We start from the raw sequence: 23,774 nt of genomic DNA on the forward strand, positions 1-23,774 counted from the left end.
GCATTTCCTCTTGATTTGGATTGTAGTTAAACTACAATTCAGTGTCAAAAAAAATTTTATCGCACTACGAGGCGTGGCGAGCAGATAGCGGTTGACTTGCAAACGCCCGTTCGTATTTCGCGACGATTCGACTCACATCCGCTCTGGAACACGACTTCAGACTCATGCAAAGCGATTCGAACTTCACCTTCATCCTGTTCGGCGGCACGGGCGATCTGTCCATGCGCAAGATCCTTCCCGCGCTTTTTGAGGCGCATCGCGCGGGCATGCTTAATCCGGCGGGCAAGATCGTCGCGGTGGCGCGGGACGCCATGGAGCAGGACGCGTACCTCGGCTGGGTCGAGGAACACGTCAAGCCGCACGTTTCCAAAACCGGCGTGGACGAAGCCGCGTGGCGCAGCTTTCTGGCGCGCATGCAGTACGTCGGCATGGACCTCGGGCGCTCGGAAGACTTCGCGACGTTACGTGACGTGCTCGCTCAGTTCGACGGAACGCGCGTGTTCTATCTCGCGACCGGCCCCAAGTTGTTCGTGCCGATCTGCCGGGCGTTGTCGGATGTCGGTTTGAACCGGAACGCGCGCATCGTGCTGGAGAAGCCGCTCGGCTATGACCTGAAATCCTCGAACGCCATCAACGATGCGGTCGGCGAGATTTTTCAGGAAGAGCAGATTTATCGGATCGACCATTATCTCGGCAAGGAGCCGGTGCAGAACCTGCTCGCGCTGCGCTTCGGCAATGCGCTGTTCGAACCGCTGTGGCGGCGCGAATGGGTCGAGAGCATTCAGATCACGATTGCCGAAGAACTCGGTGTGGAAGCGCGCGGCGACTTCTACGACAACACCGGCGCCTTGCGCGACATGGTGCAGAACCACTTGCTGCAACTGCTTTCCATCGTGACGATGGAGCCGCCGCATTCCATGGACTCCGACTCCGTACGCGACGAAAAGCTGCGCGTACTGCGCGCTTTGAAGCCAATCGATGAACGCGATATCAGCCGCGTCGCGGTGCGCGGGCAGTATCACGCGGGCGTGATTCGCGGTACGCAGGTGCCGGCCTACGCCACCGAACAAGGCGTGCGCCCGGACAGCGCGACGGAAACCTTTGTTGCGCTGAAAGTGGAAATCGAAAACTGGCGCTGGGCGGGCGTGCCGTTCTTCCTGCGCACGGGCAAGCGGCTGGCGGATCGCGTCGCCGAAATCGTGGTGAATTTCCGCGCGGTGCCGCATTCGGCGCTCGGCGCGAACGCGTTGCGCGCGGGCGCGAATCGATTGGTGATTCGTTTGCAGCCGAACGAGACCATTCGCCTGTACTGTCTCGCCAAGCAACCCGGCGAAGGCATGAATCTCGCAAGCGTTCATCTGGACCTCGCCTTCGACCAGTTCTTCAAGGAAGCGCAGATGGAGGCGTATCAGCGTCTGCTGCTCGATGTCATCAATGGACGCCTCGCGTTGTTCGTGCGGCGCGACGAGCAGGAAGCCGCGTGGCGCTGGGTCGAACCGATTTTGAACGCGTGGTCGTCGTCCACCAGCAAACCCAAGCCGTACGCGGCGGGCACGTGGGGACCGGCGGCATCGAGCGCGATGCTGGCGCAGGCGGGCACCTGCTGGCTGGAAGAAGAAAACTGATTGTGCGATGCCGACGACGCCCGCAAGAGGCGCGCGGCCAGCATGGAAATACAAGAGACCGCGCCGGCTTTGGCCGATAAGCGGATCGATAAATCATCAAGCAGGAGGAGAAGTGATCGAGCTTCGTACTTTCGACGATCCGGCCGCCCATTCGGACGCGCTGGCGAACGCCGTGAGCGATGCGCTGAAGGCGTCGCTGGCGGCACAGAATGGCCACGCCACGCTGGCCGTATCGGGGGGCACCAGCCCCAAGCCGTTCTTGCAGACGCTGTCGCACGAACCGCTGGACTGGGCGCATATCGATGTCACTTTGGTGGACGACCGCTGGGTGCCCGAATCCGACAGCGCCAGCAACGCCACGCTCGTGCGGCAAACGCTCTTGCAAAACGCGGCGGCGAACGCCTACTTCCTGCCGCTCGTCGATACCTCGAAAGCGCTCAAAACGCACATCGCCGAACTCAATGCCGATTCGCGCCGCCGTCTGCCCGACGTGCTCGTGCTCGGCATGGGCGAAGACGGCCACACGGCATCGATTTTCGCGGACGCGCCCGAATGGGATTTCGCCATTTCGACGCAGGATCGCTTTGTTTCCGTGCATCCGGGCAGCGCGCCGCACGCGCGCGTGAGCCTGTCGATGTCCGCGCTCAAGCAAGTGACGCATCTGTTCCTGTTCATCGCCGGTCAGAAGAAACTCGACGTGCTGAACGCCGCGCTCGCCACAAAACAAAAGAACGCCATCTCGATGCTGGCCAACGATGAAGGAGTCAAACTCGATGTCTACTGGTGTGCATAAGGCCACGAATCTGCACGCCGACGGACCGAGGTTGCTCGCCGACGTGGGCGGCACCAACGCGCGCTTCGCGCTGGAAACGGCGCCTGGCGAAATCGGGAATATCCGCGTGTATCCGGGCGCGGATTATCCCGGCATCGCGGAGGTGATGCAGCAGTATCTGAAGGACACGAAAGTCGGGCGCGTGAATCACGCGGCGATCGCCATTGCCAATCCGGTCGATGGCGATCACGTGAAGATGACCAATCACGACTGGAGCTTTTCGATCGAAGCGACGCGCCGCGCGCTCGGCTTCGACACGCTGCTGGTCGTCAACGACTTCACCGCTTTGGCGATGGCGCTGCCCGGTCTCACCGACACGCAGCGCGAGCAAGTCGGCGGTGGTGCGCGTCGGCAGAACAGCGTGATCGGGCTGCTCGGACCGGGCACGGGCCTGGGCGTGTCCGGCCTGATTCCCGCCGATGATCGCTGGATCGCGCTTGGCAGCGAAGGCGGTCACGCCACGTTCTCTCCGTTCGATGAACGCGAAGACCTCGTCACGCGCTACGCGCGCCGCAAGTTTCCGCATGTATCGTTCGAACGTGTGTGCGCCGGGCAGGGGCTGGAGCTGATCTATCGCGCGTTGGCGGAGCGCGACACCGTCACGATTGCCGACCACTTCACCGCCGCCGATGTCACCACGCGCGCGCTCGAAGGCGAAGCGCTCGCGCTCGAAACCGTGAACTGCTTCTGCGCGATTCTCGGCACGTTCGCCGGGAATATCGCGGTGACGCTGGGCGCGTTGGGCGGGATTTATATTGGCGGCGGGATCGTGCTGAAGCTCGGTGAGCTGTTCCACAAGTCGCCGTTTCGTGAGCGCTTCGAATCGAAAGGGCGCTTTCAGCAGTATCTGTCGGGCATTCCGACGTACATCATCACGGCGGAATATCCGGCGTTTCTCGGCGTATCGGCCATTTTGTCGGAGCAGTTGTCGAATCGTGCGAACAGCGGATCGTCGGCGGTGTTCGGACGTATCCGCCAGATGCGCGATGCGCTCACGCCCGCCGAACGGCGCGTGGCGGATCTTGCGCTGAATCATCCACGTTCGATCATCAACGATCCGATTATCGACATCGCGCGTAAAGCCGACGTGAGCCAGCCAACGGTGATTCGCTTCTGCCGCTCGCTCGGCTGTCAGGGCTTGTCGGACTTCAAGCTGAAGCTTGCGACCGGTTTGACCGGCACGATTCCGGTCAGCCACAGCCAGGTCCATCTCGGCGATACGGCCACGGATTTCGGCGCGAAAGTGCTCGATAACACCGTTTCCGCGATTCTCCAGCTACGCGAACATCTGAACTTCGAAAACGTCGAACGCGCAATCGATGTGCTGAACGGCGCGCGGCGCATCGAGTTCTATGGTTTGGGGAACTCGAATATCGTTGCGCAGGACGCGCACTACAAGTTCTTCCGCTTCGGTATCCCGACGATCGCGTACGGCGATTTGTACATGCAGGCGGCATCGGCGGCGCTGCTCGGCAAGGGCGATGTGATCGTGGCCGTATCGAAGTCGGGGCGTGCGCCGGAGTTGCTGCGCGTGCTCGAAGTGGCGATGCAGCAAGGCGCGATGGTGATCGCCATCACGTCGAGCAATACGCCGCTGGCCAAGCGCGCGACGGTGGCGCTGGAGACGGATCACATCGAAATACGCGAGTCGCAACTGTCTATGATTTCGCGCATTCTGCATCTCGTCATCATCGATATCCTCGCAGTCGGCGTGGCGATTCGCCGTGCCGCGCCGAAGCCGGGTGCGCAGATCAGCGAGACGGTGGAGAAGAAGCGCGCATCGAGCAATGACGAAGCGGCGGCGGTGCTGGATTGGCTGAGTCACGGCGCATCGGGCATCGCGCGAGATTGAAGCGTTTGATCTGCTGAACGAAAAAGCCGCTGGTGAAAACCAGCGGCTTTTTTTGTGCCTGATGCGCTATGTCTGAAACGCGCGCATCGACGATCAGAACGAGTGCTGGATGCCCGCGTACACGCCGGTCTGGCTATGGCCGGGGAACGGATTATCGGTTGACGGGCCTACACCGACGTCGTTCGCATTCAGCCCGTAGTTTGCCGTCTTGCTGTTCTGAACCGTCGCGACTTGCAGATCGACCAGCGTGCGCTTCGACAGGTTGTACGAACCGCCGACGGAGTAGATGGTCGCGTTGCCCGCGCCATTGTTGCCATTGACGTGATACACCGCGCCGATCAGCGCTGCGGCCGGCGTTGCCTGCCACGTTACGCCGCCCCATTCGTGATCGAGCGTGGTCGGCAAACCGGGCAGGGTGGCGAGCATGCCTGACGTGCGGATGGCCTGATAGCCGCCCTGAACCTTGAACTGGCCGAGGAACAGATTGAACATGGCCGTGTACTCGCGTGAGTACGAATACGCGCCGTTGCTATTCAAATAGCTGCCGCCGAGCGAGCCGTTACCGGGATTGCGGATCTCGTCATAGAGACCACGAATCTGGAACATCGGCGCGGTGTAGGTGATCTGCGCGCCGGCTTCACGGCCTTGCGCCGTCGTGCCATTGCCATTCCAGTTCGTCGCATTCGACAACGCGTACTGACCGTAGAAGTCGAAGCCCGCCACCTTCGGCGACTGATACGACACGTTGTTACTCGACTGCGGCCAATTCCGCCCACGCACCAGCGATGCCGACGACCAGTTCGACTGACCGAACGGATCGAAGTCCCACACGCCGTTGGAGATAAACAGTTCGCGCCCCATCAGGAACGTGCCGAACTGATTGTTGGAAATCCCGACCGTCGCCCAGCGATTGAACAGGCCGTTATTCGAAGGCCCGCTGCCGTTCATTGTGTTGAAGCTGCCTTCCAGTTGGAACACGGCCTTGTTGCCGCCACCGAGGTCTTCGACGCCCTTCATGCCCCACAGGCTCGTGCCCCAGTCACCGCTTTCCGCGCGAAAGCGATGCGTCATGCCACCATTACCCGAAGGCACACCGTTCATATATTCCAGACCGGCATCCAGACGGCCATACAGCGTCACACTGCTTTGAGCCTGCGCCACGGCGCTAATCGACAGCAGCGTTGCGGCCGCGAGCATAGATTTCTTCAACACTTTTTTATCTCCATCAAGACAATCGAATTTGTTCGAAGGGAAGGCGGAAATGCGCTCCCATCAGCTTGTCCGGAGATTGTGGAGTAGAACTACATGGTTGAAGGCTGTCGATCTGTCACGTTGTTTATCGATCTGGCAAAGATTGTCTTAAGCCTGATCCGAGGCCAGAAATAAAAAACGGTGCGATACCCTTTCGGGCACCGCACCGATACGCGCCTCTCGCAGCAGCGTGAAAAACTTCTAAGTCGATTCTCTGATCAGCCTCGTTCTTTAGAACGAGTGCTGAATGCCTGCGTACACGCCGGTCTGGCTGTGGCCGACGATCGGATTGTCCGTCGCGGCTGCCGTACCGTAGTTGTTCGCGTTCAGGCCGTAGTTCGCGCCCTTGCTGTTCTGCACGGTCGCAACCTGCAAGTCGAGCAGGGTACGCTTGGACAGGTTGTACGAACCGCCCGCCGTGTAGATCGTGGCATTGCCCGCGCCGTTGTTGCCGTTCACGTGATAGACCGCCGCGACCAGCGCCGCTGCCGGCGTTGCCTGCCACGTCACGCCGCCCCACTCGTGATCGAGCGAAGTCGGTGCGCCCGGCAGCACGTTGGTCATGCCCGACGTGCGGATAGCCTGGTAAGCGCCCTGGATCTTGAACTGACCGAGGAACACGTTGAACATCGCCGTGTACTCACGCGAGAAACCGTACGCGCCGTTGGCCGCGCCCGAGTTGGCCGCGTTGATCGGGTCGTAGACGCCGCCGAGCGTACCGTTGGCCGGGTTGCGGATTTCATCGTACATACCGCGAATCTGGAACAGCGGGTTCGTGTACGTGATGTATGCGCCAGCTTCACGGCCTTGCGGCGTGGTGCCGTTACCGTTCCAGTTCGTCGCGTTCGACAGCGAGTACTGACCGTAGAAGTCGAAGCCCGCGAACTTCGGCGACTGGTACGAAATGTTGTTGCTCGATTGCGGCCAGTTACGACCACGCACCAGCGATGCCGACGACCAGTTCGACTGACCGAACGGATCGAAGTCCCATACGCCGTTCGAGATGAACAGCTCACGACCCAACAACAGCGTACCGAACTGGTTGTTGGCTACACCGACCGTCGCCCAGCGATTGAAGAGACCGCCGCCGCCAGGGCCCTGGCCGTTCATGGTGTTGAAGCTGCCTTCCAACTGGAACACGGCACGATAGCCGCCACCCAGATCTTCGACGCCCTTCATACCCCACAGGCTCGTGCCCCAGTCGCCGGATTCGGCCTTGAAGCGATGCGAGGAGCCCGTAGCGGCGCCGTTAGGGCCGGCGCCGGTCGGAACGCCGTTCATGTATTCCAGACCCGCGTCCAGGCGGCCGTACAGCGTCACGCTGCTTTGTGCTTGCGCTACCGCGCTGAACGTCAGCAGTGCTGCTGCCGCGAGCAAAGCTTTTTTCATCATCTCCTCCAACCCTGTCAAAAGATAGAACCCAAGTTGCTGCCGTGTGGTTCGATGCGAGCGCACCCAACCGAAAGTTGTTTTCAGAGGCAGGACACGCGCGGGCAGTGGTGCTTGTGATGATTCGCACGTCGTGGGCGCGAATCTGACGCCGACCCGTCGATCGGTGTCTCTCCTCAATTCTTCTGGCTTTGAAGTAAAACTACTTTTTGTGAACTTCGTTTTGGTACTTTGGTTACCAATTTAACAAAAAGTGTTTTGCGCGCCAAAGAAAATTGACGATGTACGAAGTGTTGTGTCAAAAATGCAATGAGAATGTGCACTAAACACGGCCCAGTACATGGGAAACACTGCGCGAAGCCTTATGGATAAAGGCTTCCGTGTCGTGTAAGTTTCTGAGTCGGGTTTCACGCCTATTGACGGCGGTGACTTGCGGCGCTAGGTCAATCGATCGCTGCGAAAAGGCAGAAAAAAAGCGCCTCCAGGGCGCTTTTTTCGTTGCAGTGCGGCAATGAACGACTATTTGAGACTGCCGGACAGGAACTGCTTCAGCCGATCACTCTTCGTATTGCCGAACACTTCATCCGGACGGCCTTCTTCTTCGATACGCCCCTGATGCAGGAACACCACATGGTTCGACACATTGCGCGCGAACGCCATTTCGTGCGTCACGACAATCATCGTGCGGCCTTCCTCGGCGAGCGTCTGCATGACCTTCAGCACTTCGCCGACGAGTTCGGGGTCGAGCGCGGAAGTGGGTTCATCGAACAGCATGACGTCGGGATGCATGGAGAGCGCGCGGGCAATGGCCACACGCTGCTGCTGACCGCCCGACAAGTGCGACGGATACTGCTTCTCCAGCCGCGGCGCGAGGCCGACCTTCTCCAGATACGTCCGCGCGCGTTCTTCCGCTTCCTTCTTCGATAAACCGAGCACGTTGATCGGCGCTTCGGTCACGTTCTCCAGCACGTTCATATGCGACCAGAGATTGAAGTGCTGAAACACCATCGACAGCTTCGAACGCATGGCGCGCAACTGCTTCTGGTCCGCGACCTTCAGCGCGCCGTGCTTGTCTTTCAGCGTGCGCACTTCGGTGCCATCGACGAAGATGCGCCCCTGATTCGGCTGTTCGAGGAAGTTGATACAACGCAGCATCGTGCTCTTGCCCGATCCCGACGAACCGATGATGCTGATCACATCGCCCTTGTTCGCGCGGAGCGAAACGCCCTTGAGCACTTCATTGCTGCCGTACTGCTTGTGAATGTCATCGACGAAAAGCTTGTGCTGCGGAGAATTCATTGAACGGTCCTTGGCCAGCGTTATTTACCCTGAGGCCGCAAATACGCGAGCCAGCGATGCTCGGCGCGGCGGAACAGCCACACCAGCGCGAATGAAATGCAGAGATAGAGCAGGGCGGCGATGCCGAACGCCTCGAACGACTGATACGTCGCCGAGTTCACATCGCGCGCGATCTTGAGAATGTCCGGCACGGTCGCGGTGAAGGCGACCGTGGTGGCGTGCAGCATCAGAATGACTTCGTTGCTGTAGTACGGCAGCGCGCGTCGCAAAGCCGAAGGCAGAATCACCCGCCGATACAGCGTGAAGCCCGACATGCCATACGCGCGAGCCGCTTCGATCTCGCCGTAGGGCGTGGCCTTGATCGCGCCCGCGAAGATTTCGGTGGTGTACGCGCAGGTGTTCAGCGTGAACGCGAGCAGCGTGCAGTTCATGCCGCTGCGGAAGAACTCGGCCAGCAACATGTGGTCGCGCACGACCTGCAAGCTGTACAAGCCCGTGTAGCACAGCAGCAATTGCACATACAGCGGCGTGCCGCGAAACACATAGGTATAGAGCCACACGCTACGCGACAACAGCTTGTTCTTCGATACCCGCGCCACCGCCAGCGGCACCGATAAACAAAAACCCAGACCGATGGAAATGACCAGCAGCCACATGGTGATGGCCAGCCCCGTGACGCGGTAGCCATCGGTAAAGAGATAGTTCTTCCAGTATTCCTGGATGATTTCGATCATGATCCTGTGCCGCTCTTAAAGGTCAGCCTTGCGCACGCCAATGGAATAGCGCCGTTCCAGCCAGATCAGCACCATGTTCGAAATCGTGGTGATCGCCAGATAGATCGCGCCCGCGAGCAGCGTGAAGAAGAAGAAACGCAGCGTGCCCTTGCCCGCGTCCTGCGACGCTTTGACCACGTCCGCCAGACCGATGATCGACACCAGCGCGGTCGCCTTGACCATCACCTGCCAGTTATTGCCGATGCCCGGCAGCGCGAATCGCATCATCTGCGGAAACATGATGCGGGTGAAGGTCTGCCACGGCGTCATGCCGTAGGCCACGCCCGCTTCGAGCTGACCGCGCGGCACCGAAAGAAACGCGCCGCGAAATGTCTCGGTGAAATACGCGCCGTAGATGAAGCCGAGCACCAGAATACCGGCGAGGAAAGGATCGATATCGATCTGATCCCAGCCGAGCGCATCCGTCAGCAGGTTCAGCCAGATTTGTATGCTGTAGAACAGCAGCAGCATCAGCACCAGATCGGGCACGCCGCGAATCAGCGTCGTGTACAGCGTGCCGACGCCCGAGGCCACCCGGTTCTTCGACAGCTTCGCCGCCGCGCCGATCAGACCGATCACGAAGGCGAACGCGAGCGACAGCACCGCCAGCTTGACGGTTTGCCAGGTGCCCGCGAGGATCAGCGGGCCGTAGCCTTGCAACATGGTGATTCCTTGAAAATGGAGCCGGGCGGCCACTGTCTCGCGCGTGGCGCGAGTCTCGGTCTCGTGTTCCCCGGCGCGAATGCCGGCGGAGCGTATTCTAGGTGGCCAAAATTGGGCGCTGGCGTTGCGGCAAACCCGCGTCTGCCTTGCGACATCGGGTTTCTCAGGCCAGAGCCACCTGAAAAGCGCGGTATTTTACCCGAACGCGCCGCGCGCGCGGGCGTTTGCCGGACGGTTCCGATTACATCCACTAGCGAGACGGTGTAGTGCCGGCGCACGCGTTGTTTCGGATCGGGCGCGCCCTTACATTCTCTCCATCGCAAATCAACGCCCTGGGCGGGAGCAAAGATCATGTTCGAGATTCGTCGCAGCAACGAACGCGGCCACGCCAATCACGGATGGCTCGACTCGTATCACACCTTTTCCTTTGCCGATTATCACGATCCGAAGCATGTGCATTTCGGCGCGCTGCGCGTGATCAACGAAGACCGCGTCGCGGGCGGGCAGGGCTTCGGCACGCACGGACATCGTGATATGGAGATTGTGAGTTATGTGCTGGAAGGCGCGCTTGCGCACCGCGACAGCATGGGCAACGGTTCGACCATCCGTCCCGGCGATGTCCAGCGCATGAGCGCGGGCACCGGCGTGCGCCATAGCGAATTCAACGGCTCGCCGACCGAAACCGCGCACTTCCTGCAAATCTGGATCATTCCGGATGCACCGGGCGGCGCGCCGGGCTACGAAGAAAAGCGTTTCGACGATGCCGAAAAGCGCGGCACGTTGCGCGTGATCGCTTCGCCGCAAGGCGACGACGGTTCGATAAAGATCGGCGCGGACGCCCGCATCTTCGCCGGTCTGTTCGATGGCGACGAACGCGCGCAATTCGACGTGCCCGCAGGCCGCCGCGTGTATGTGCACGTGGCGCGCGGCGCGGTATCGGTGAACGGCGAAGCGCTCAGCGCAGGCGATGCCGCGAAGATCGAAGATGTATCGACGGTGACGCTGGAGAAAGGCGAGAACGCCGAAGTGATCCTGTTCGATCTCGCCTGATGGTGCTTCTGCTGTAAAAAAACGGCCCGCTTAGCTTACTAAGCGGGCCGTTTTCGTTGTTACGGCTTCGTCGCCGATGCCCCCGACGGCGCGCCCGCACCGCCGTGCTGCTTGCTCCAGCGCTCGTGCATCTTGTGCTCGTGCTCACGCATCATCGCGAAATGCTTCTTCAGCGCGGTGCTGACCGTGGTCTTCTGCTGATCGTTCAGCGCGTTATAGAAATTCAGCCACGCCTGCGCGGTCTGCTCGCGAATCTGCGACTGCTGCTGCTCGATCTTCTGATGCGCCGCGTGCATCGCGTTCAAATCGAGGATCGGCTGGTTTTCCATCGACTTGAACTGGTCGTGCATCTGCTTGTGGGCGTCGCGCATTTGCTCGTGACCTTGCTTCATGGTGTCGAGCGCGGTCTGCCACAGCTTTTCCTGATCGGCATTCAGCTTCAGTTGCCCGTGCAACTCGTCGAGCTGCTTCTTCATGCGCATTTCCATGCGATGTCCGCCGGGACCGCCAGGCCCGCCGGGGCCGCCCATCATCGCGCCACCGGGCGGCGGCGGGGGCGGCGCGTCGCTGGTGGCGGCGTGGGCCGCGCCGAAAGTCAACGCGATTGCCGCAGCGGCGGCAGTGAGGATTTTGTATTGCTTGGCCATCGTGAACTCCCTTGATTGTTTTCCATGCCGAAGCGCTGGTCCTGTCTTCGATGACTTGCGCCTGTCGGTGAGACCAAGATTAGGGGTTCGCGCAATCGCTCGTGTTACGGCATGCTTGTGGCTTATTACTTTGGTTTACTCGATGCTTTCGTCGTAACACCCCGTAACCCTTCCGGCCCCGCTGTCACGAATCGGAGCCGGACTCACGCGCTAAACTTCGACCCATGACTACGCAAATCCTTGTCGTCGATGACGACGCCGAACTGCGCGACCTTCTGCGCGACTATCTGGTCCGGCAGGGCATCGAAGTATCGGTGCTGCATGACGCCGGTGGCCTCGAACGCCGTATCGAACGCGAGCGGCCCGATCTGATCGTGCTCGATCTGATGATGCCGGGCGTCGATGGCCTCACCGCGCTCAAACAACTACGCGCCTCGGGCGACGATATCCCCGTCATCATGCTGACCGCGCGTGCGGACGATGTTGACCGTATCGTCGGTCTCGAACTCGGCGCGGACGATTACCTCGGCAAGCCGTTCAATCCGCGCGAACTGCTGGCCCGTGTGCAGGCCGTGCTGCGCCGCCGCCGCACCATTCCGTCCGCCGCGCCGGAACAGCGCGAGCCGTATTCGTTCGGCCGTTTCAGGCTCGACTTCCAGTCGCGCACGCTGCAACAGGACGACAAGCCGCTCACGCTGTCGGGCAGCGAGTTCGCGCTCCTCAAGATTTTCGTGAACAACCCGATGCGCACGCTCACGCGTGAGCGTCTGCTCGAACTGCTGCACGGCCCGGAGTACGACGGCACCGATCGCGGTATCGACGTGCAGGTGTGGCGACTGCGGCGCATTCTGGAAACCGATCCTTCCGCGCCGCGTTTCATTCAGACGGTGCGCGGGCGCGGTTACGTGTTCGTGCCGGACGGCGAGCAAAATGCGCCGGGCAATTGACACGCTGTTTGGGCGGTTGGTCGTTATCGTCATCGGCATGCTGGTGTTGTCGCATGTCGCGTGGTTCGCCATCATCCGTTTCGAGCGCGACAACACGCAGACGCGTTTCGCAGTAGAAGAGGCCGCGTTTCTGGTCGAAGCGGTGCGCCAGCACGTCGCTAATACGCCGGATCAGCCCTTGCCGCCGCGCGTGCGCATCATGCCGATGAACGCGCCTGACGTGCCGCGCGAGCCGGATGAAGATGCGCCGCCGCCCATGCTTCGCTTTATCGAAGACCTGAAAGACCGTTTGCCCGATGGCACCGACGTGCGTTTGAACGAACCCGGCGCGCCGCCCTCCGTGTGGGTGCACGGCGCGAAGGACGCGGGCTGGATCGTGGTGCCGGTTCAACCGCTCAGACCGCCGCGCTCGCGTGACCGCATGGTCGTGTGGCTCGCGCTGATCTTCTCCACCGCGGTGCTGGCTGCGCTGTTCGGCGCGTGGCAATTGCAAAATCCGCTGCGCATGCTTGCGCAAGCCGTGCAACGCTTCGGACGCGGTCAGCCGACGCCGCCCGTGCCCGAACGCGGCCCGCGCGAACTGCGCCAACTGACCCATGGTTTCAATACGATGGTGCGCGAAGTCTCGCAAACCGAGAACGACCGCGCCGTGATGCTCGCGGGCGTCGCGCACGATCTGAAGACGCCGCTTGCGCGCCTGCGTCTGCGCGCCGAAATGATGGACGACCAGAAAATTCGCGACGGCGTGGTGCGCGATGTCGATTCCATGGCGCATATCGTCGATCAGTTTCTGGTGTTCGCGCATGACCGCCCGGACGGCAGCGAGCCGGTGCCGGTGGATGAAGCGTGTGAGCGCGTGGCACGGGCGTATCGCGCGGTATCGGCGGGGGCGGATACGGTGCGGCTGGAACTCGAAGCCGGACCGACTTTCGCGCTGCCGGCGGCGACGCTGGATCGCATTCTGTCGAATCTGCTGGATAACGCGCATGCCTATGGCGCGCCGCCGGTCGTCATTTCGACGCGGCGTGCGGCGAATGGCAAGGGCTGGGTGTTATCCGTGTCGGATCACGGCAAGGGCATTGCGCCGGACGATCTCATCAAGGCGAGCCGGCCGTTCGTGCGCCTCGATCCGGCGCGCGGCGGCAGCGGGCACAGCGGTCTGGGACTGGCGATCGTCGAACGGCTGGCGCGTCGGGCGGGCGGCGAGTGCGAGATCGGCAATCACGCCGATGGCGGCTTGCAGGTCGTCATGACCTTTCCCGCCGATGCCGCCACGCGGCCGATAAACGAGCGCCGCGCCGGACCACAGACCGAAGAGCGCGCGCTCTGAAGTTCCGTCGGTTTCAGTCGAACAGCGTATCCAGCGCGGACGCGGCTTCGCTGTCCACCGTGTTGTACGTCACGGTCGTCGCCTCGAAAATATAGTGCGTGGTGTACTTGCCGAGGCGCGACAGAATTTCCTCCTGGATCACTTCCGGCGCGAGGTCGATTTTGAGGAACCATGTGGTCGACGAAAGGCGCGTCTGAAACGAGCCGTACTCCGCGAGCAAATGGTCGAACGTTTCAGCGTCCTGATCGCGGCATACGATGACCAGATTTCCCTTCATGCAATCCTCCCGGTGACGCCCGTGGCGCGCAGTATCGAACTCAGTATCGAAGTTCGATGATACCTGCGCGATGAAAACGCGTCGCGTGCCGTCTGGGTTACTTGCCGGCGAGCGAGTCTTCGGGATGCCGCGCGGGCGGCGTGGGATCGGCGGGGCGCACTTCGCTGCGGTCGCGGCCACGCGATTTCGCTTCATAAAGCGCGAGATCGGCGCGCGAAAGAATCCATTCCAGCGCGTCGTCGGCAGCCAGTTCAGTAATGCCGATACTCACCGATAACGCTGCATCGTCGGGCAAATGCGCGCAGTGCTCGTGATGGAAGCGCTTGCGCAGCCGTTCGAGCACGGCCTGTGCATCGGTCAGCGATGTCTGCGGCAACAGAATGCCGAATTCCTCGCCGCCGAGCCGTCCGATCGCATCGCTCGGACGAAGCTGTTCGCGGCACACCTCGACGAAATGCTCGAGCGCCCGGTCGCCGGAGGCGTGGCCGAAGCGGTCGTTGATCTGCTTGAAGTGATCCAGATCGGCGATGGCCACGGAAAGCGGCGCGCCCGCCGTACGCGCGAGTTCGATTTCATGGCGCAGCGTGTCGAGGAAATAGCGGCGTGATAGCGCGCCGGTCAGGGCGTCGTGGCGCGCTTCGGCCGACAAAAGCGTATTGGCCGATTGCAATTGCTCCGCCAGATCACGCGTCGCGCGATGCAGCCGCCGCTCGCGCGAATACGACGTCGCGATCACGATGGCCAGCGTGACCACGCCGAGCATCGTCAGAAAGACGAGGAAGCGGTCGCGGCTGTGATTGCGGCTGATTTCCGGCCACGTCGTCAGCGGGTGGACGATATGCGCCGACAGCCCCGAATTCAGGCCGGTGCGTTCGTCGTAGAGCGAGGGCACGGTGCCGCCGTTGGTCGCGTAGAAACTTTCGGCCAGCGTCGGCGCGAGCCAGTGCGCCGATTCGCGCATCTGCTCGCCCACATGCATGATCCGCAGCTCCGGAAAGGTCTCGCGCCGATAGTGCTCCAGGCGCTCGCGCGGCGTCATATGCGTGACGGGCGCATCGGGCATGGCTTCGTATTCGAGGCGTCCGTCATGCGCCATCACCACGACGCCATTTTCATCGGTGACGAAGGTGCCGGCGCGCGCCACCCAGTGTCGCAACCGGTCGATACTCACCTTGGCGATCACCGCGCCGACCAGATAGCCGTCCTGATACGCCGGCGCGGCGATGAAAATGCCCGGTTCGCCCGACAATCTGCCCACGCCGTACATCTCGCCGAAGCCGCCGAGCAGCGCGCGCGTCACATACGCACGCCCGCTCATATCGAATCCGATGAAGCTGTTTTCATCCTCCGAATTGCTCGAGGCGATGCAGAAGCCTTGCTCATTGACGAGCCAGATGGAATCGAGACCGGAAAAACCCTGTGCATCGTGCAGAAAATGGTTCACGCGCGCGTTGCCCGGCTGCGCGGTCCATTCGACACGCCGCGCGCTTTCGGTCGGCGCAGGGTTCGATGCATAATGCCGCGACTGCGCAAGCGCCCGCTGAATCAGGTCCATTTGCGCGAGCGTGGCGGGAATGGCGCGCGACATCGCCAGATCGCTTGCGATGATCTGCGCCATGTTGTCCACGATCGACGCCGCCATCTGCCGCTCGGTGCGCACCGTCGAAGTCATTTCCTGCTGCACCATCCGGTCCGACAGCATGCCCGCCGCCAGCCAGCACAGAAACGCGAGCAGGGCGATGGCGAGCGTCGCGATCAGGCGGTGCAGGATGATCTTGTTCATTGCGAGTGCGCAGCGCTTAAACCACAGACCGGCGGCGCGTCACAAAGGACTCGCCGCCGTCAGCCAAAAACGAGATAATCGCCGCCCGGACGGGTAGCGCGGAAACGCTGAACCGGGCCCGCAGTTTGCAGCCTCTGCGGCTCACGCGCGCGCCATGCACGCGGCTCATGCAGTCGGTCGGTTCGAATCTGACTTCGCGCATCGCATTGGCCCCGGTTTTTTGTATATGTAGCCAAGATTGGACGATGTTTTTCGCCGCCTATCAAGCGCCTCGTCCACGGCCGTTGGGCGCGGGACACGGCCGGCTTCGCGTGCGGCCAGACCTGCTGTCTCCCGGGCCGGATCGAAGCATGCTTTTTCAGCGGTTACCCTTCATTTTGCCTCTGCCGCGCCGAAGAGCAACAGAAACATCGCACGATTGACAAACGTGGTCTGCGCGGTGCATGTCTCGAGATTGTGACTGTCACATAGCATGGTGTAGTGTCGCTCGATTCAGGCTGCCTGCCTGCGGCGACCGCCCGGCGCCGCGCAAAGCGATTGAAGGAGAACGAAAGGTGACGCGCTGCGAAAATCTCATGGCCTGTCGTCGAAAACATCGCCGCATGCGTTGAGCGTGCGGGGGATCGGGCGCGCGTCTTGCCCGATGGACGGCTGCCGTGGCCGTCACAAGCATCAATCCGCGTTCGCGCGGCCGGAACAAAGCTATACGGGGGAGGGCGTTGCATGGAATTTGGCTTCAATCTGAATCGGACGGCGAACGCATCGGTATGGCGCGTATTGCCCAATCGATGGGACTTCGTCGCGTTCCCGATGATCATCTGCATGATCGCGCTGGCGTCCGTGGGTTTCCACGAAACGCTCGCGCCGATCTCCACCTTGCAGACTCAGGCGATCTCGCTCGATCCCGCGAATCTCCCCGAATACGCGCTGCGAACCACGTTGCGCATGCTCGCCGCGATGATCGCATCGCTTATTTTCACGCTGATCTACGGCACGCTCGCGGCCAAGAGCCGGCGCGCGGCGATGGTGCTCGTGCCGATTCTCGACATTCTCCAGTCGGTGCCGGTGCTGGGCTACATCTCGTTTACAGTCACCTTCTTTTTGGCGATGTTTCCGGGCCGCGTGATCGGCGCGGAATGCGCGGCGATCTTCGCGATTTTCACCAGTCAGGCGTGGAACATGACGTTCAGCTTCTACCAGTCGCTGCGCACGGTGCCGCGCGATCTGGATGAAGTCTCGCGCGGTTTCCATCTGACCAACTGGCAGCGTTTCTGGAAGCTCGAAGTGCCGTTTTCCATGCCCGGCCTCATCTGGAACATGATGATGTCGATGTCGGGCGGCTGGTTCTTCGTGGTGGCCTCCGAAGCGATCACGGTGGGCAATCGCACCATCGTGCTGCCGGGCGTGGGCGCGTATCTGGCCAGCGCCATCAGCGAGCGCAATTTGAGCGCGATCGGCTGGGTGATTCTGGCGATGATCGTGGTGATCCTCGCGTACGACCAGTTGATGTTCCGTCCGCTGGTCGCGTGGGCGGACAAGTTCCGCATGGAAAACACCACTTCCGGCGATGCCCCGGAATCCTGGCTGCTCGATCTGATCCGCCGCACGCGTCTGATCCACCGTCTGCTGGTTCCGGCCGGCTGGATTCTCGCCAAGACCGCGCGCATGCCGATCAAACTGCCGTCGCTGCAAGGCGTGAAGCTGGGCAATTTCCGCGCGCCGGTGCCATCGACCAAAACGGGCGATATGGCGTGGGGCGCGGCGGTGATCGTGCTGACCGTATTCGTGGTGTGGAAAGTCGTGTCGTTCGTCTCGACCGGCGTGAGCTGGGGCGAAGTGGGCCACGTGTTCGTGCTCGGCTTTATCACGCTGATCCGCGTGGTGGTGCTGATCGCGATTGCATCGGTGATCTGGGTGCCGATCGGCGTGCTGATCGGATTGCGTCCGGCGCTGGCCGAAAAGGTGCAGCCGCTTGCGCAGTTCCTCGCGGCGTTCCCGGCGAATCTGCTGTTTCCGGTGTTCGTGGTGGTGATCGTGCGCTTCCATCTGAACCCGGATATCTGGCTTTCGCCGCTGATCGTATTGGGGACGCAGTGGTATATCCTGTTCAACGTGATCGCGGGGGCATCGGCTTATCCGAACGATTACCGCGAGGCTGCGGCGAACTTTCAGATCACCGGCTGGCAGTGGTGGAAGAAGTGCATGCTGCCGGGCATATTCCCCTTCTACATCACCGGCGCGATCACGGCGTCCGGCGGCGCGTGGAACGCGAGCATCGTCGCCGAGGCGGTGTCGTGGGGCAAGACGAGCGTGGTCGCGCATGGACTGGGCGCATACATCGCGCAGACGACCGCGGACGGCGATTACCCGAAGATCATTCTGGGTATCGCCGTGATGTCGCTGTTCGTCACGCTGTTCAACCGCATGCTATGGCGTCCGCTGTACGCCTACGCGGAATCAAGACTCCGACTGGATTGAGGACGAGCTCCGATGCAGAACCTTAAAAATACGCAGACCTTCCAGCGCACACCGGGCGCATCGACCCCGCAAGGCACGCCGCCTAAGCTGGGCGAAGAAATCCTGCGCGTTGCAAATGTGAGCCGCGGCTTCAACAAGACTCAGGGCGAACTGCTCGTTCTGGACGATGCCAATCTTTCGCTGCGCGAAGGCGAAATCGTCGGTCTGCTCGGCCGTTCCGGCTCGGGCAAATCGACGCTGTTGCGCATCATTTCCGGCCTGATCGAGCCGACGGCGGGCGAAGTCACTTACTTGAAGGAACCGTTGCGCGGCCCGGCCAAGGGCGTGGCGATGGTGTTCCAGACCTTTGCGCTGTTCCCGTGGCTGACCGTGCTGCAAAACGTGGAAGCCGGTCTGGAAGCGCAGGGCGTGGGCGCGCGCGAGCGACGTGAACGGGCGCTCGCGGCCATCGATCTGATCGGTCTGGACGGCTTTGAAAACGCGTATCCGCGCGAGTTGTCGGGCGGTATGCGGCAGCGTGTGGGCTTTGCGCGCGCGCTGGTCGTCGATCCGACCTTGCTGCTGATGGACGAACCGTTCTCCGCACTCGATGTGCTGACCGCCGAGAACTTGCGTACCGATCTGCTCGATCTGTGGACGCAGGGACGTTTGCCGATCAAATCGGTGCTGATCGTCACGCACAACATCGAAGAAGCGGTGTTTATGTGCGATCGGATTCTGGTGTTGTCGTCGAATCCGGGCCGCGTGATGGCCGAAATCAAGGTGCCGTTCAAGCATCCGCGCAATCGTCTCGATCCGGCGTTCCGCCGTCTGGTCGATGACATTTACGCGAAGATGACCGCGCGCCAGATGGACGAGGCGAAGAAGAAGGGCCTTGAGTTGGGAAGCTGGCTGCCGTCGGTATCGACCAATTTGATGGCGGGTCTGGTCGAAACGCTCGCGGCCGCGCCGTACCACGGTCGCGCGGACATGCCGGAAATCGCGCGCACGCTGCATCTGGAGGTCGATGACCTGTTCCCGGTCGCGGAAGTGCTCCAGCATCTCGGTTTCGCCGATGTGCGCGAAGGCGATATTTTCCTGACACCGCAAGCGCGTGTGTTCGCCGAGTTCGGCACGCAGGAACGCAAGATGATGTTCGCCGAGCATTTGCTGCGGCATGTGCCGCTGGCGGCGCGGATCAAGAAGGTGCTGAACGAGCGGCCGGGGCATCGCGCGCCGCGTGTGCGTTTCGAGCAGGAGCTGGAAGATTTTCTGTCCGATAGCGCCGCGCAGGAAACGCTCGATGCGGTCATCGACTGGGGTCGTTACGGGGAAATTTTCTCGTATAACGATCAGACGGAGATGCTGAGTCTGGAGGACGTGGAGGCTTAAAGCTTTTTCGTTCGGATGGCGAAGTAAGAGGCGCGGTTCCGGTGACGGGCCGCGCTTTTTTGTAGATTGATCGATTCGTTATCCGTAGCAATACGCGTGTATCAAAAAGCGCGGCCCACGAGCCGCGCTTTTACCTACATAAACCGCCTTACTGCAAATTCCCCCAGCGTTCCACCGCCGGTTCCGCCGATGCCCACTTCCAGCCCTCCGTCTGCTGACACGCCGTCGCGATAAACCATTCCGCAGGCGCTTTCGCATCGTCGCCATCGACGACGGAGAACGCGAATTCCTTGCAGCTCGCCAGCGCGCTGTTGAACTCGCGCAGCACGCGCACCTCGCCGTGGCCGTTCTCGACCGGCAACGTATGCTTGACCTTCCACGGCCGCGTCTCGCCAACCTGCGACATGCCCGCCGTCACCGCGATCATCACTTGCTGATCGTTGTGCAGCGACTTCATCGTGCGTTTGACGATTTCGTCGGTTGCCGCCTGCACCGCGATACCCACGCCGAAGCCGATGGCCGGATTGGTCGTCACCGCGCCCGTCGCGATGCCCGCAGCCGCGCCGGTGGCCGCACCGATCGACGCGCATCCGCTCATCGTCACGCAGGCCGCGATGGCCGCGCCTGCCAGTCCCAGCCTCAAACCAGTAGAAACCGCCGCCGGGAACATCATTGCAGCGCGCCCCAACGCGGCGTCGCCGGTTCGGCCGATGCCCATTTCCACTTCGCGCCATCACGGCACACCGACGCGACGTAGAACGCGCTGTCGGCGGGGCGATCCTTGGTGGCATCGCGATCGACGGAGAAGACGATTTCCTTGCAATCGAGCGCGCCGCTGCTGATGGTGCGGCTCACGGTCACGCGGCCTTTTTCATCGTCTTCGATGGGCACCGAATGCACCGCGCTCCACGGCGCGACCGCACCGACCGCGAGCGGTCCCGCGACGGTTGCGATCTGATCCTGCGTGTTGGTATGGATGACGCGCTGGGTCTACTGCACGCCGGCACGCGCCGCCGCGACCGCGCCGAGACCGATGCCGGCCGCCACCGCCGCGTTATTGGTGACGCTGCCGGCGATCGCCGCGCCCGCGATACCCGCACCCGCCGTCGCACCTTCGCCATACAGGGAGTTGCACCCCGAGAGATTCAGGCAGGCGATCACGCCCGTCGCAATCACCGCGACCGTGGCGGCGCGGCGATGAATCCAGTTCTGCATCTTGCATTTCCTTGGTCCGCCGTATCCCGGCGCTTTACTGACACCTTGCGAAACCGCTTGAGGAATCGCAGCCAAATGCCCGCCACGAAAACGATTGCGGCGATCGCGGGCTTCGCGCATTTTGAAGCAAGCTTCTAATTACCGCTTCAGGAAATTTGCAAGAATTTGCAAGTGAGGGGAACGCGTTGCGCTTTTGGCAGACGGGAAGAGCGGCGAGCACGAGAACCGCGCCCGCCAGAGGAAATTACGTATCGCGTCCGGACGATGCCTCGCCGGATTCGGTGTCTTCGTTCTCGTACGCGCCGAGGCGGTTGTACAGCGTCTTGAGACTCACGCCGAGCGCCTTCGCCGCGCGACGCTTATCGCCGCCGCAATGCTTGAGCGTGCCGAGAATGATCTGCTTCTGCGCATCGGCGAGCGGCGTGCCGACCCAGACGTTCATGGCATCGCCTTGTGTGACGGGCTTTTTCACGCGCGATGCAAGATGCGGATGCGCAATCTCCACGGTCTTCTCCGCGAGAATGAACGCGCGATACACCGTGTTCTTCAACTCCCGCACATTGCCCGGCCACGAATACGTGCGCAGCACATCGAGCGCGCGCTTGCTGAAGGACTTGCTGGTGCCTTCCTGCGCATTCATTTCAGCAAGGAAATGCTGAGCGAGCAGTTCGCGGTCGGCATCGCGTTCGCGCAGGGGCGGCGCGCGCAGCGGAAACACCGCCAGTCGATACATCAAGTCTTCGCGCAAGCCGTTTTCCTTCACGGCCGCGACCGGATCGCGATTGGTTGCGGCGATCACGCGCACGTCCGAGCTGATCAGATCGTTGCCGCCGACGCGAAAGAACGTGCCCGTCTCCAGCGCCCGCAGCAGCTTCACCTGCCTCACCGGCGACATCTCGGTCACTTCGTCGAGAAACAGCGTGCCGCCGTTCGCATGTTCGAAGTAGCCGATACGACCCTGCACCGCGCCCGTGAAGCTGCCTTTCTCGTGACCGAAGAGTTCCGCTTCGATCAGATTGTCGGGAATCGCGCCGCAGTTCACGGCGATGAACGGCGCATCGCGACGCGCGCTTTGATCGTGGATGGTCCGCGCAACGAGTTCCTTGCCCGTGCCCGACTCGCCGATGATCAGCGCGGTTGCATCGGTGGCGGCTACGCGTTCGATCTGCGAGTACAACTCCTGCATCACCGGCGAGGAGCCGAAAAGCAGTCCGTAAGACTTCAAGCCCGGCACTTCCCCGGCATTGCGCTTCTTCTGCACGGGTGGGTCGCCTGCGACGAGCGGCGGGTCGAGATCGGTTGACGCCATGTGTCCTGGTATGTCCTGTGTGCTGCGTGATGGCTACGCAGGGTTCAGCGTAGCTGCTTGCCTGCCGCCCGGTTTGCGCGTGCGGCGCTTCTGATACGGCGGGCGTGGCGGCGCGCGCGAGCGGCGTACCGCGATTGACCGCGCGCATCGGCGATTGCGCCTTGATCTCGTTTCGAATCGAGAGTTTGCGTCGGTCGCTATCTCATAAACTCTATTTAACCATTCGCAACGATGTTGCGGCAATGCGCGGTGGAAGGCTTGCCGTAAATTGTCTGATCGGCGCGGATTATGCAGAAGATTTCCGGCAAGGTTGGCGCGCAGTGCTCGCGATTTTACAAAACGACGGCGTAATACTTACTCGCTTCGGCGCTGTTATTGCGCGGATTCGATTGCCTGATAAGCGGTGGACATTTTGCGAACGTGCCCAAGCGAGCGATGGCATGAAAGCTGCGTAACCCTGTGCATTCCGATTCGAATACGTCACTCACCGCCGCACGACTGCATCATGGAAGAATTCATCGACATTGACATCGATTTCGCTGCGACCGAACGGATGGGCCACACACGCCATTCGCCGGAGACGGCGGGCGCGCGTCAGGAACTCGCGGCCGGCGAACCGATCGACATCTATCACTGGGCAGCGGTCGCGCTGGTCACAGCGCTTATGTGCGCGGTGCTTGGCTATGCCGCCGGTACGCCCGCGTTGTCGCGCGCGGCGAACGTCACGAGCCTCGTATTCGGCGTGGCGGGCGGCGCGTTGACGGCTGGTGGCATCGTGCGCAGTTTGCGTTCGCGCTTCATGCCTACGCTGCGAGCGAGCCGCTCCGCGTGATCAAGGCCTGATCACGTTCGATACATCACCATCCCACTAAGGCGAGGACTTCCTCACATGAGTCAGACGACTGTCCAGCTTGCGTTGGGCAAGCAGAAAATCATCGAAGACATCAAGGTGTTGCTCAACGATGCCGAAGAACTCGTGCGCTTGTCGGCGACGCTGCCGGGCGAAGGCGTCGAGTCGTTGCGCACGCGCCTTCGCGATCACGTCGATGCCGCCCGCACCGCGCTCGACGATGCGCAGGCAAGCGCGAAGAACCGCTATACGCAGGGTATCGATTGCACCGAGAAGTACGTGAAGGACAATCCGTGGCAGTCGCTGGGTATCGCGGCGGGCGTGGGTTTTCTGGTCGGGCTGATCGTTTCTCGATAACGCACCGAAGTTAACGCAAGGAGAAGAACCAAATGGCACGACACTCTTTCGGACTGTTCAGTGCACTGTTCGCCATTGGCGGCGTGCTCGCGTGGAAATGGGTTCAATCGCAGGATGCGGCTCAACGTCGCCCCATGCGCGATATCAATCGCTGGGAAGACGAGGGCGGCAAAGTGCTGACGCCTTCGAGCGCGGCGCACTCGGTCAATGGCAATAGCACGGTCGGCGGAACCTCCGACGCGTGGCATTTTCCGCGTAGTTGAAGCGGCCGCGCGCGGCGTTTGCACGTCGTGCGCGTTTGTTCTTCAACGGATCGAATCGCGCGCATTTTGTGTGAGCGATAAAAACGCACGCCGCTCAGGCGTGCGTTTTTATGTTCATAAAGCCTTATAATCGGTGAAACTCTGTCATAAGTTGCCTAAATGGAAACATCGAGGAAAAACTTACGACGGTTTTGCCAAGCGTGCAGAAAATCG

The 23,774-nt window shown here is 61.5% G+C and carries 22 protein-coding genes and 1 pseudogene; 12 read left to right on the forward strand and 11 right to left on the reverse strand.

All coding sequences use genetic code 11. The features are described from left to right. The first annotated feature begins 164 nt into the window (after positions 1-164). The 3 genes from zwf to P7F28_RS23915 all read left to right on the forward strand — a co-directional run bounded on the left by zwf (position 165) and on the right by P7F28_RS23915 (position 4,309). Positions 165-1,625 (forward strand): glucose-6-phosphate dehydrogenase, encoded by a 1,461-nt coding sequence (gene zwf / locus P7F28_RS23905; RefSeq protein ID WP_277187246.1) that lies wholly within the window; start codon positions 165-167, stop codon positions 1,623-1,625. A 112-nt stretch (positions 1,626-1,737) separates the two neighbouring features. Then, positions 1,738-2,418, forward strand: coding sequence for a 6-phosphogluconolactonase (gene pgl, locus P7F28_RS23910; RefSeq protein ID WP_277187247.1), 681 nt, complete (start codon positions 1,738-1,740; stop codon positions 2,416-2,418). Further along, entirely contained in the window at positions 2,399-4,309 is a 1,911-nt protein-coding gene (locus tag P7F28_RS23915) for a bifunctional transcriptional regulator/glucokinase (protein WP_277187248.1), read from the forward strand. The genes pgl and P7F28_RS23915 overlap by 20 nt, the downstream gene beginning before the upstream one ends. A 93-nt stretch (positions 4,310-4,402) precedes the next feature. Here the strand turns inward: P7F28_RS23915 and P7F28_RS23920 are convergent, their stop codons facing one another. From P7F28_RS23920 to P7F28_RS23940, 5 genes are all read right to left on the reverse strand, one after another. Further along, positions 4,403-5,518: a porin gene (locus P7F28_RS23920; protein ID WP_277187264.1), complete on the reverse strand. Its 1,116-nt coding sequence runs from the start codon at positions 5,516-5,518 to the stop codon at positions 4,403-4,405. A 273-nt stretch (positions 5,519-5,791) separates the two neighbouring features. Further along, a complete protein-coding gene (locus P7F28_RS23925) occupies positions 5,792-6,949 on the reverse strand; it encodes a porin (RefSeq protein ID WP_277187265.1) in 1,158 nt (385 codons plus the stop codon). A gap of 519 nt (positions 6,950-7,468) precedes the next feature. Further along, positions 7,469-8,248 carry an ABC transporter ATP-binding protein gene (locus P7F28_RS23930; RefSeq protein ID WP_277187249.1) on the reverse strand — a complete coding sequence of 260 codons (780 nt, stop codon included), beginning with the start codon at positions 8,246-8,248 and terminating at the stop codon, positions 7,469-7,471. A 20-nt stretch (positions 8,249-8,268) separates the two neighbouring features. After that, a complete protein-coding gene (locus P7F28_RS23935; RefSeq protein WP_277187250.1) occupies positions 8,269-8,982 on the reverse strand; it encodes an ABC transporter permease in 714 nt (237 codons plus the stop codon). 15 nt (positions 8,983-8,997) lie between these two features. Continuing rightward, the gene (locus tag P7F28_RS23940; RefSeq protein ID WP_277187251.1) at positions 8,998-9,684 is read right to left on the reverse strand and encodes an ABC transporter permease; all 687 of its coding nucleotides are present in this window, start codon (positions 9,682-9,684) and stop codon (positions 8,998-9,000) included. Between the two features lie 351 nt (positions 9,685-10,035). Between P7F28_RS23940 and P7F28_RS23945 the strand changes: the two genes are divergently transcribed. Continuing rightward, the gene (locus P7F28_RS23945; RefSeq protein WP_277187252.1) at positions 10,036-10,734 is read left to right on the forward strand and encodes a pirin family protein; all 699 of its coding nucleotides are present in this window, start codon (positions 10,036-10,038) and stop codon (positions 10,732-10,734) included. A gap of 59 nt (positions 10,735-10,793) precedes the next feature. Here P7F28_RS23945 and P7F28_RS23950 read toward each other — a convergent pair whose 3' ends face one another. Further along, the gene (locus tag P7F28_RS23950) at positions 10,794-11,381 is read right to left on the reverse strand and encodes a periplasmic heavy metal sensor (RefSeq protein WP_277187253.1); all 588 of its coding nucleotides are present in this window, start codon (positions 11,379-11,381) and stop codon (positions 10,794-10,796) included. Positions 11,382-11,605: 224 nt separating this feature from the next. On the opposite strand from P7F28_RS23950, the gene P7F28_RS23955 reads away from it, so the two are divergent. Then, positions 11,606-12,328 (forward strand): response regulator, encoded by a 723-nt coding sequence (locus P7F28_RS23955; protein WP_061179458.1) that lies wholly within the window; start codon positions 11,606-11,608, stop codon positions 12,326-12,328. After that, entirely contained in the window at positions 12,312-13,658 is a 1,347-nt protein-coding gene (locus tag P7F28_RS23960) for an ATP-binding protein (RefSeq protein WP_277187254.1), read from the forward strand. The genes P7F28_RS23955 and P7F28_RS23960 overlap by 17 nt, the downstream gene beginning before the upstream one ends. A 13-nt stretch (positions 13,659-13,671) precedes the next feature. On the opposite strand, the gene P7F28_RS23965 is transcribed toward P7F28_RS23960, so the two are convergent. Next, complete coding sequence (locus P7F28_RS23965) at positions 13,672-13,935, reverse strand: hypothetical protein (protein WP_277187255.1); 264 nt, start codon at positions 13,933-13,935, stop codon at positions 13,672-13,674. A 97-nt stretch (positions 13,936-14,032) separates the two neighbouring features. After that, complete coding sequence (locus P7F28_RS23970) at positions 14,033-15,718, reverse strand: diguanylate cyclase (protein WP_277187256.1); 1,686 nt, start codon at positions 15,716-15,718, stop codon at positions 14,033-14,035. Between the two features lie 723 nt (positions 15,719-16,441). Between P7F28_RS23970 and P7F28_RS23975 the strand changes: the two genes are divergently transcribed. Both P7F28_RS23975 and P7F28_RS23980 read left to right on the forward strand, forming a co-directional pair. Continuing rightward, positions 16,442-18,196 carry an ABC transporter permease subunit gene (locus P7F28_RS23975; RefSeq protein WP_277187257.1) on the forward strand — a complete coding sequence of 585 codons (1,755 nt, stop codon included), beginning with the start codon at positions 16,442-16,444 and terminating at the stop codon, positions 18,194-18,196. A gap of 12 nt (positions 18,197-18,208) precedes the next feature. Next, positions 18,209-19,567: an AAA-associated domain-containing protein gene (locus tag P7F28_RS23980; protein ID WP_277187258.1), complete on the forward strand. Its 1,359-nt coding sequence runs from the start codon at positions 18,209-18,211 to the stop codon at positions 19,565-19,567. A 148-nt stretch (positions 19,568-19,715) separates the two neighbouring features. Here the strand turns inward: P7F28_RS23980 and P7F28_RS23985 are convergent, their stop codons facing one another. The 3 genes and pseudogenes from P7F28_RS23985 to P7F28_RS23995 all read right to left on the reverse strand — a co-directional run bounded on the left by P7F28_RS23985 (position 19,716) and on the right by P7F28_RS23995 (position 22,091). Beyond that, complete coding sequence (locus tag P7F28_RS23985; RefSeq protein ID WP_370467393.1) at positions 19,716-20,240, reverse strand: hypothetical protein; 525 nt, start codon at positions 20,238-20,240, stop codon at positions 19,716-19,718. After that, positions 20,237-20,782 (reverse strand): annotated as a pseudogene (locus tag P7F28_RS23990) (hypothetical protein). The gene P7F28_RS23985 and the pseudogene P7F28_RS23990 overlap by 4 nt, the downstream one beginning before the upstream one ends. 244 nt (positions 20,783-21,026) lie before the next feature. Next, positions 21,027-22,091, reverse strand: a complete 1,065-nt coding sequence (locus P7F28_RS23995; protein ID WP_277187259.1) for a sigma-54-dependent Fis family transcriptional regulator — start codon at positions 22,089-22,091, stop codon at positions 21,027-21,029. 134 nt (positions 22,092-22,225) lie between these two features. Here P7F28_RS23995 and P7F28_RS24000 point away from each other — a divergent pair, with 134 nt between their 5' ends. Genes P7F28_RS24000 through P7F28_RS24015 form a run of 4 tightly spaced genes read left to right on the forward strand, consistent with a single transcriptional unit; the run spans position 22,226 to position 23,561 of the window. Continuing rightward, positions 22,226-22,546, forward strand: a complete 321-nt coding sequence (locus P7F28_RS24000) for a hypothetical protein (protein WP_277187260.1) — start codon at positions 22,226-22,228, stop codon at positions 22,544-22,546. A gap of 50 nt (positions 22,547-22,596) precedes the next feature. Continuing rightward, on the forward strand, positions 22,597-22,923 hold the full coding sequence (locus P7F28_RS24005) for a hypothetical protein (RefSeq protein ID WP_277187261.1): 327 nt from the start codon (positions 22,597-22,599) through the stop codon (positions 22,921-22,923). Positions 22,924-22,980: 57 nt separating this feature from the next. Further along, complete coding sequence (locus tag P7F28_RS24010) at positions 22,981-23,298, forward strand: YqjD family protein (RefSeq protein ID WP_277187262.1); 318 nt, start codon at positions 22,981-22,983, stop codon at positions 23,296-23,298. A gap of 32 nt (positions 23,299-23,330) precedes the next feature. After that, positions 23,331-23,561, forward strand: coding sequence for a hypothetical protein (locus P7F28_RS24015; RefSeq protein ID WP_277187263.1), 231 nt, complete (start codon positions 23,331-23,333; stop codon positions 23,559-23,561). Positions 23,562-23,774: the final 213 nt, after the last annotated feature.

The organism is Caballeronia sp. BR00000012568055, assembly GCF_029439455.1.
Lineage (GTDB): Bacteria > Pseudomonadota > Gammaproteobacteria > Burkholderiales > Burkholderiaceae > Caballeronia.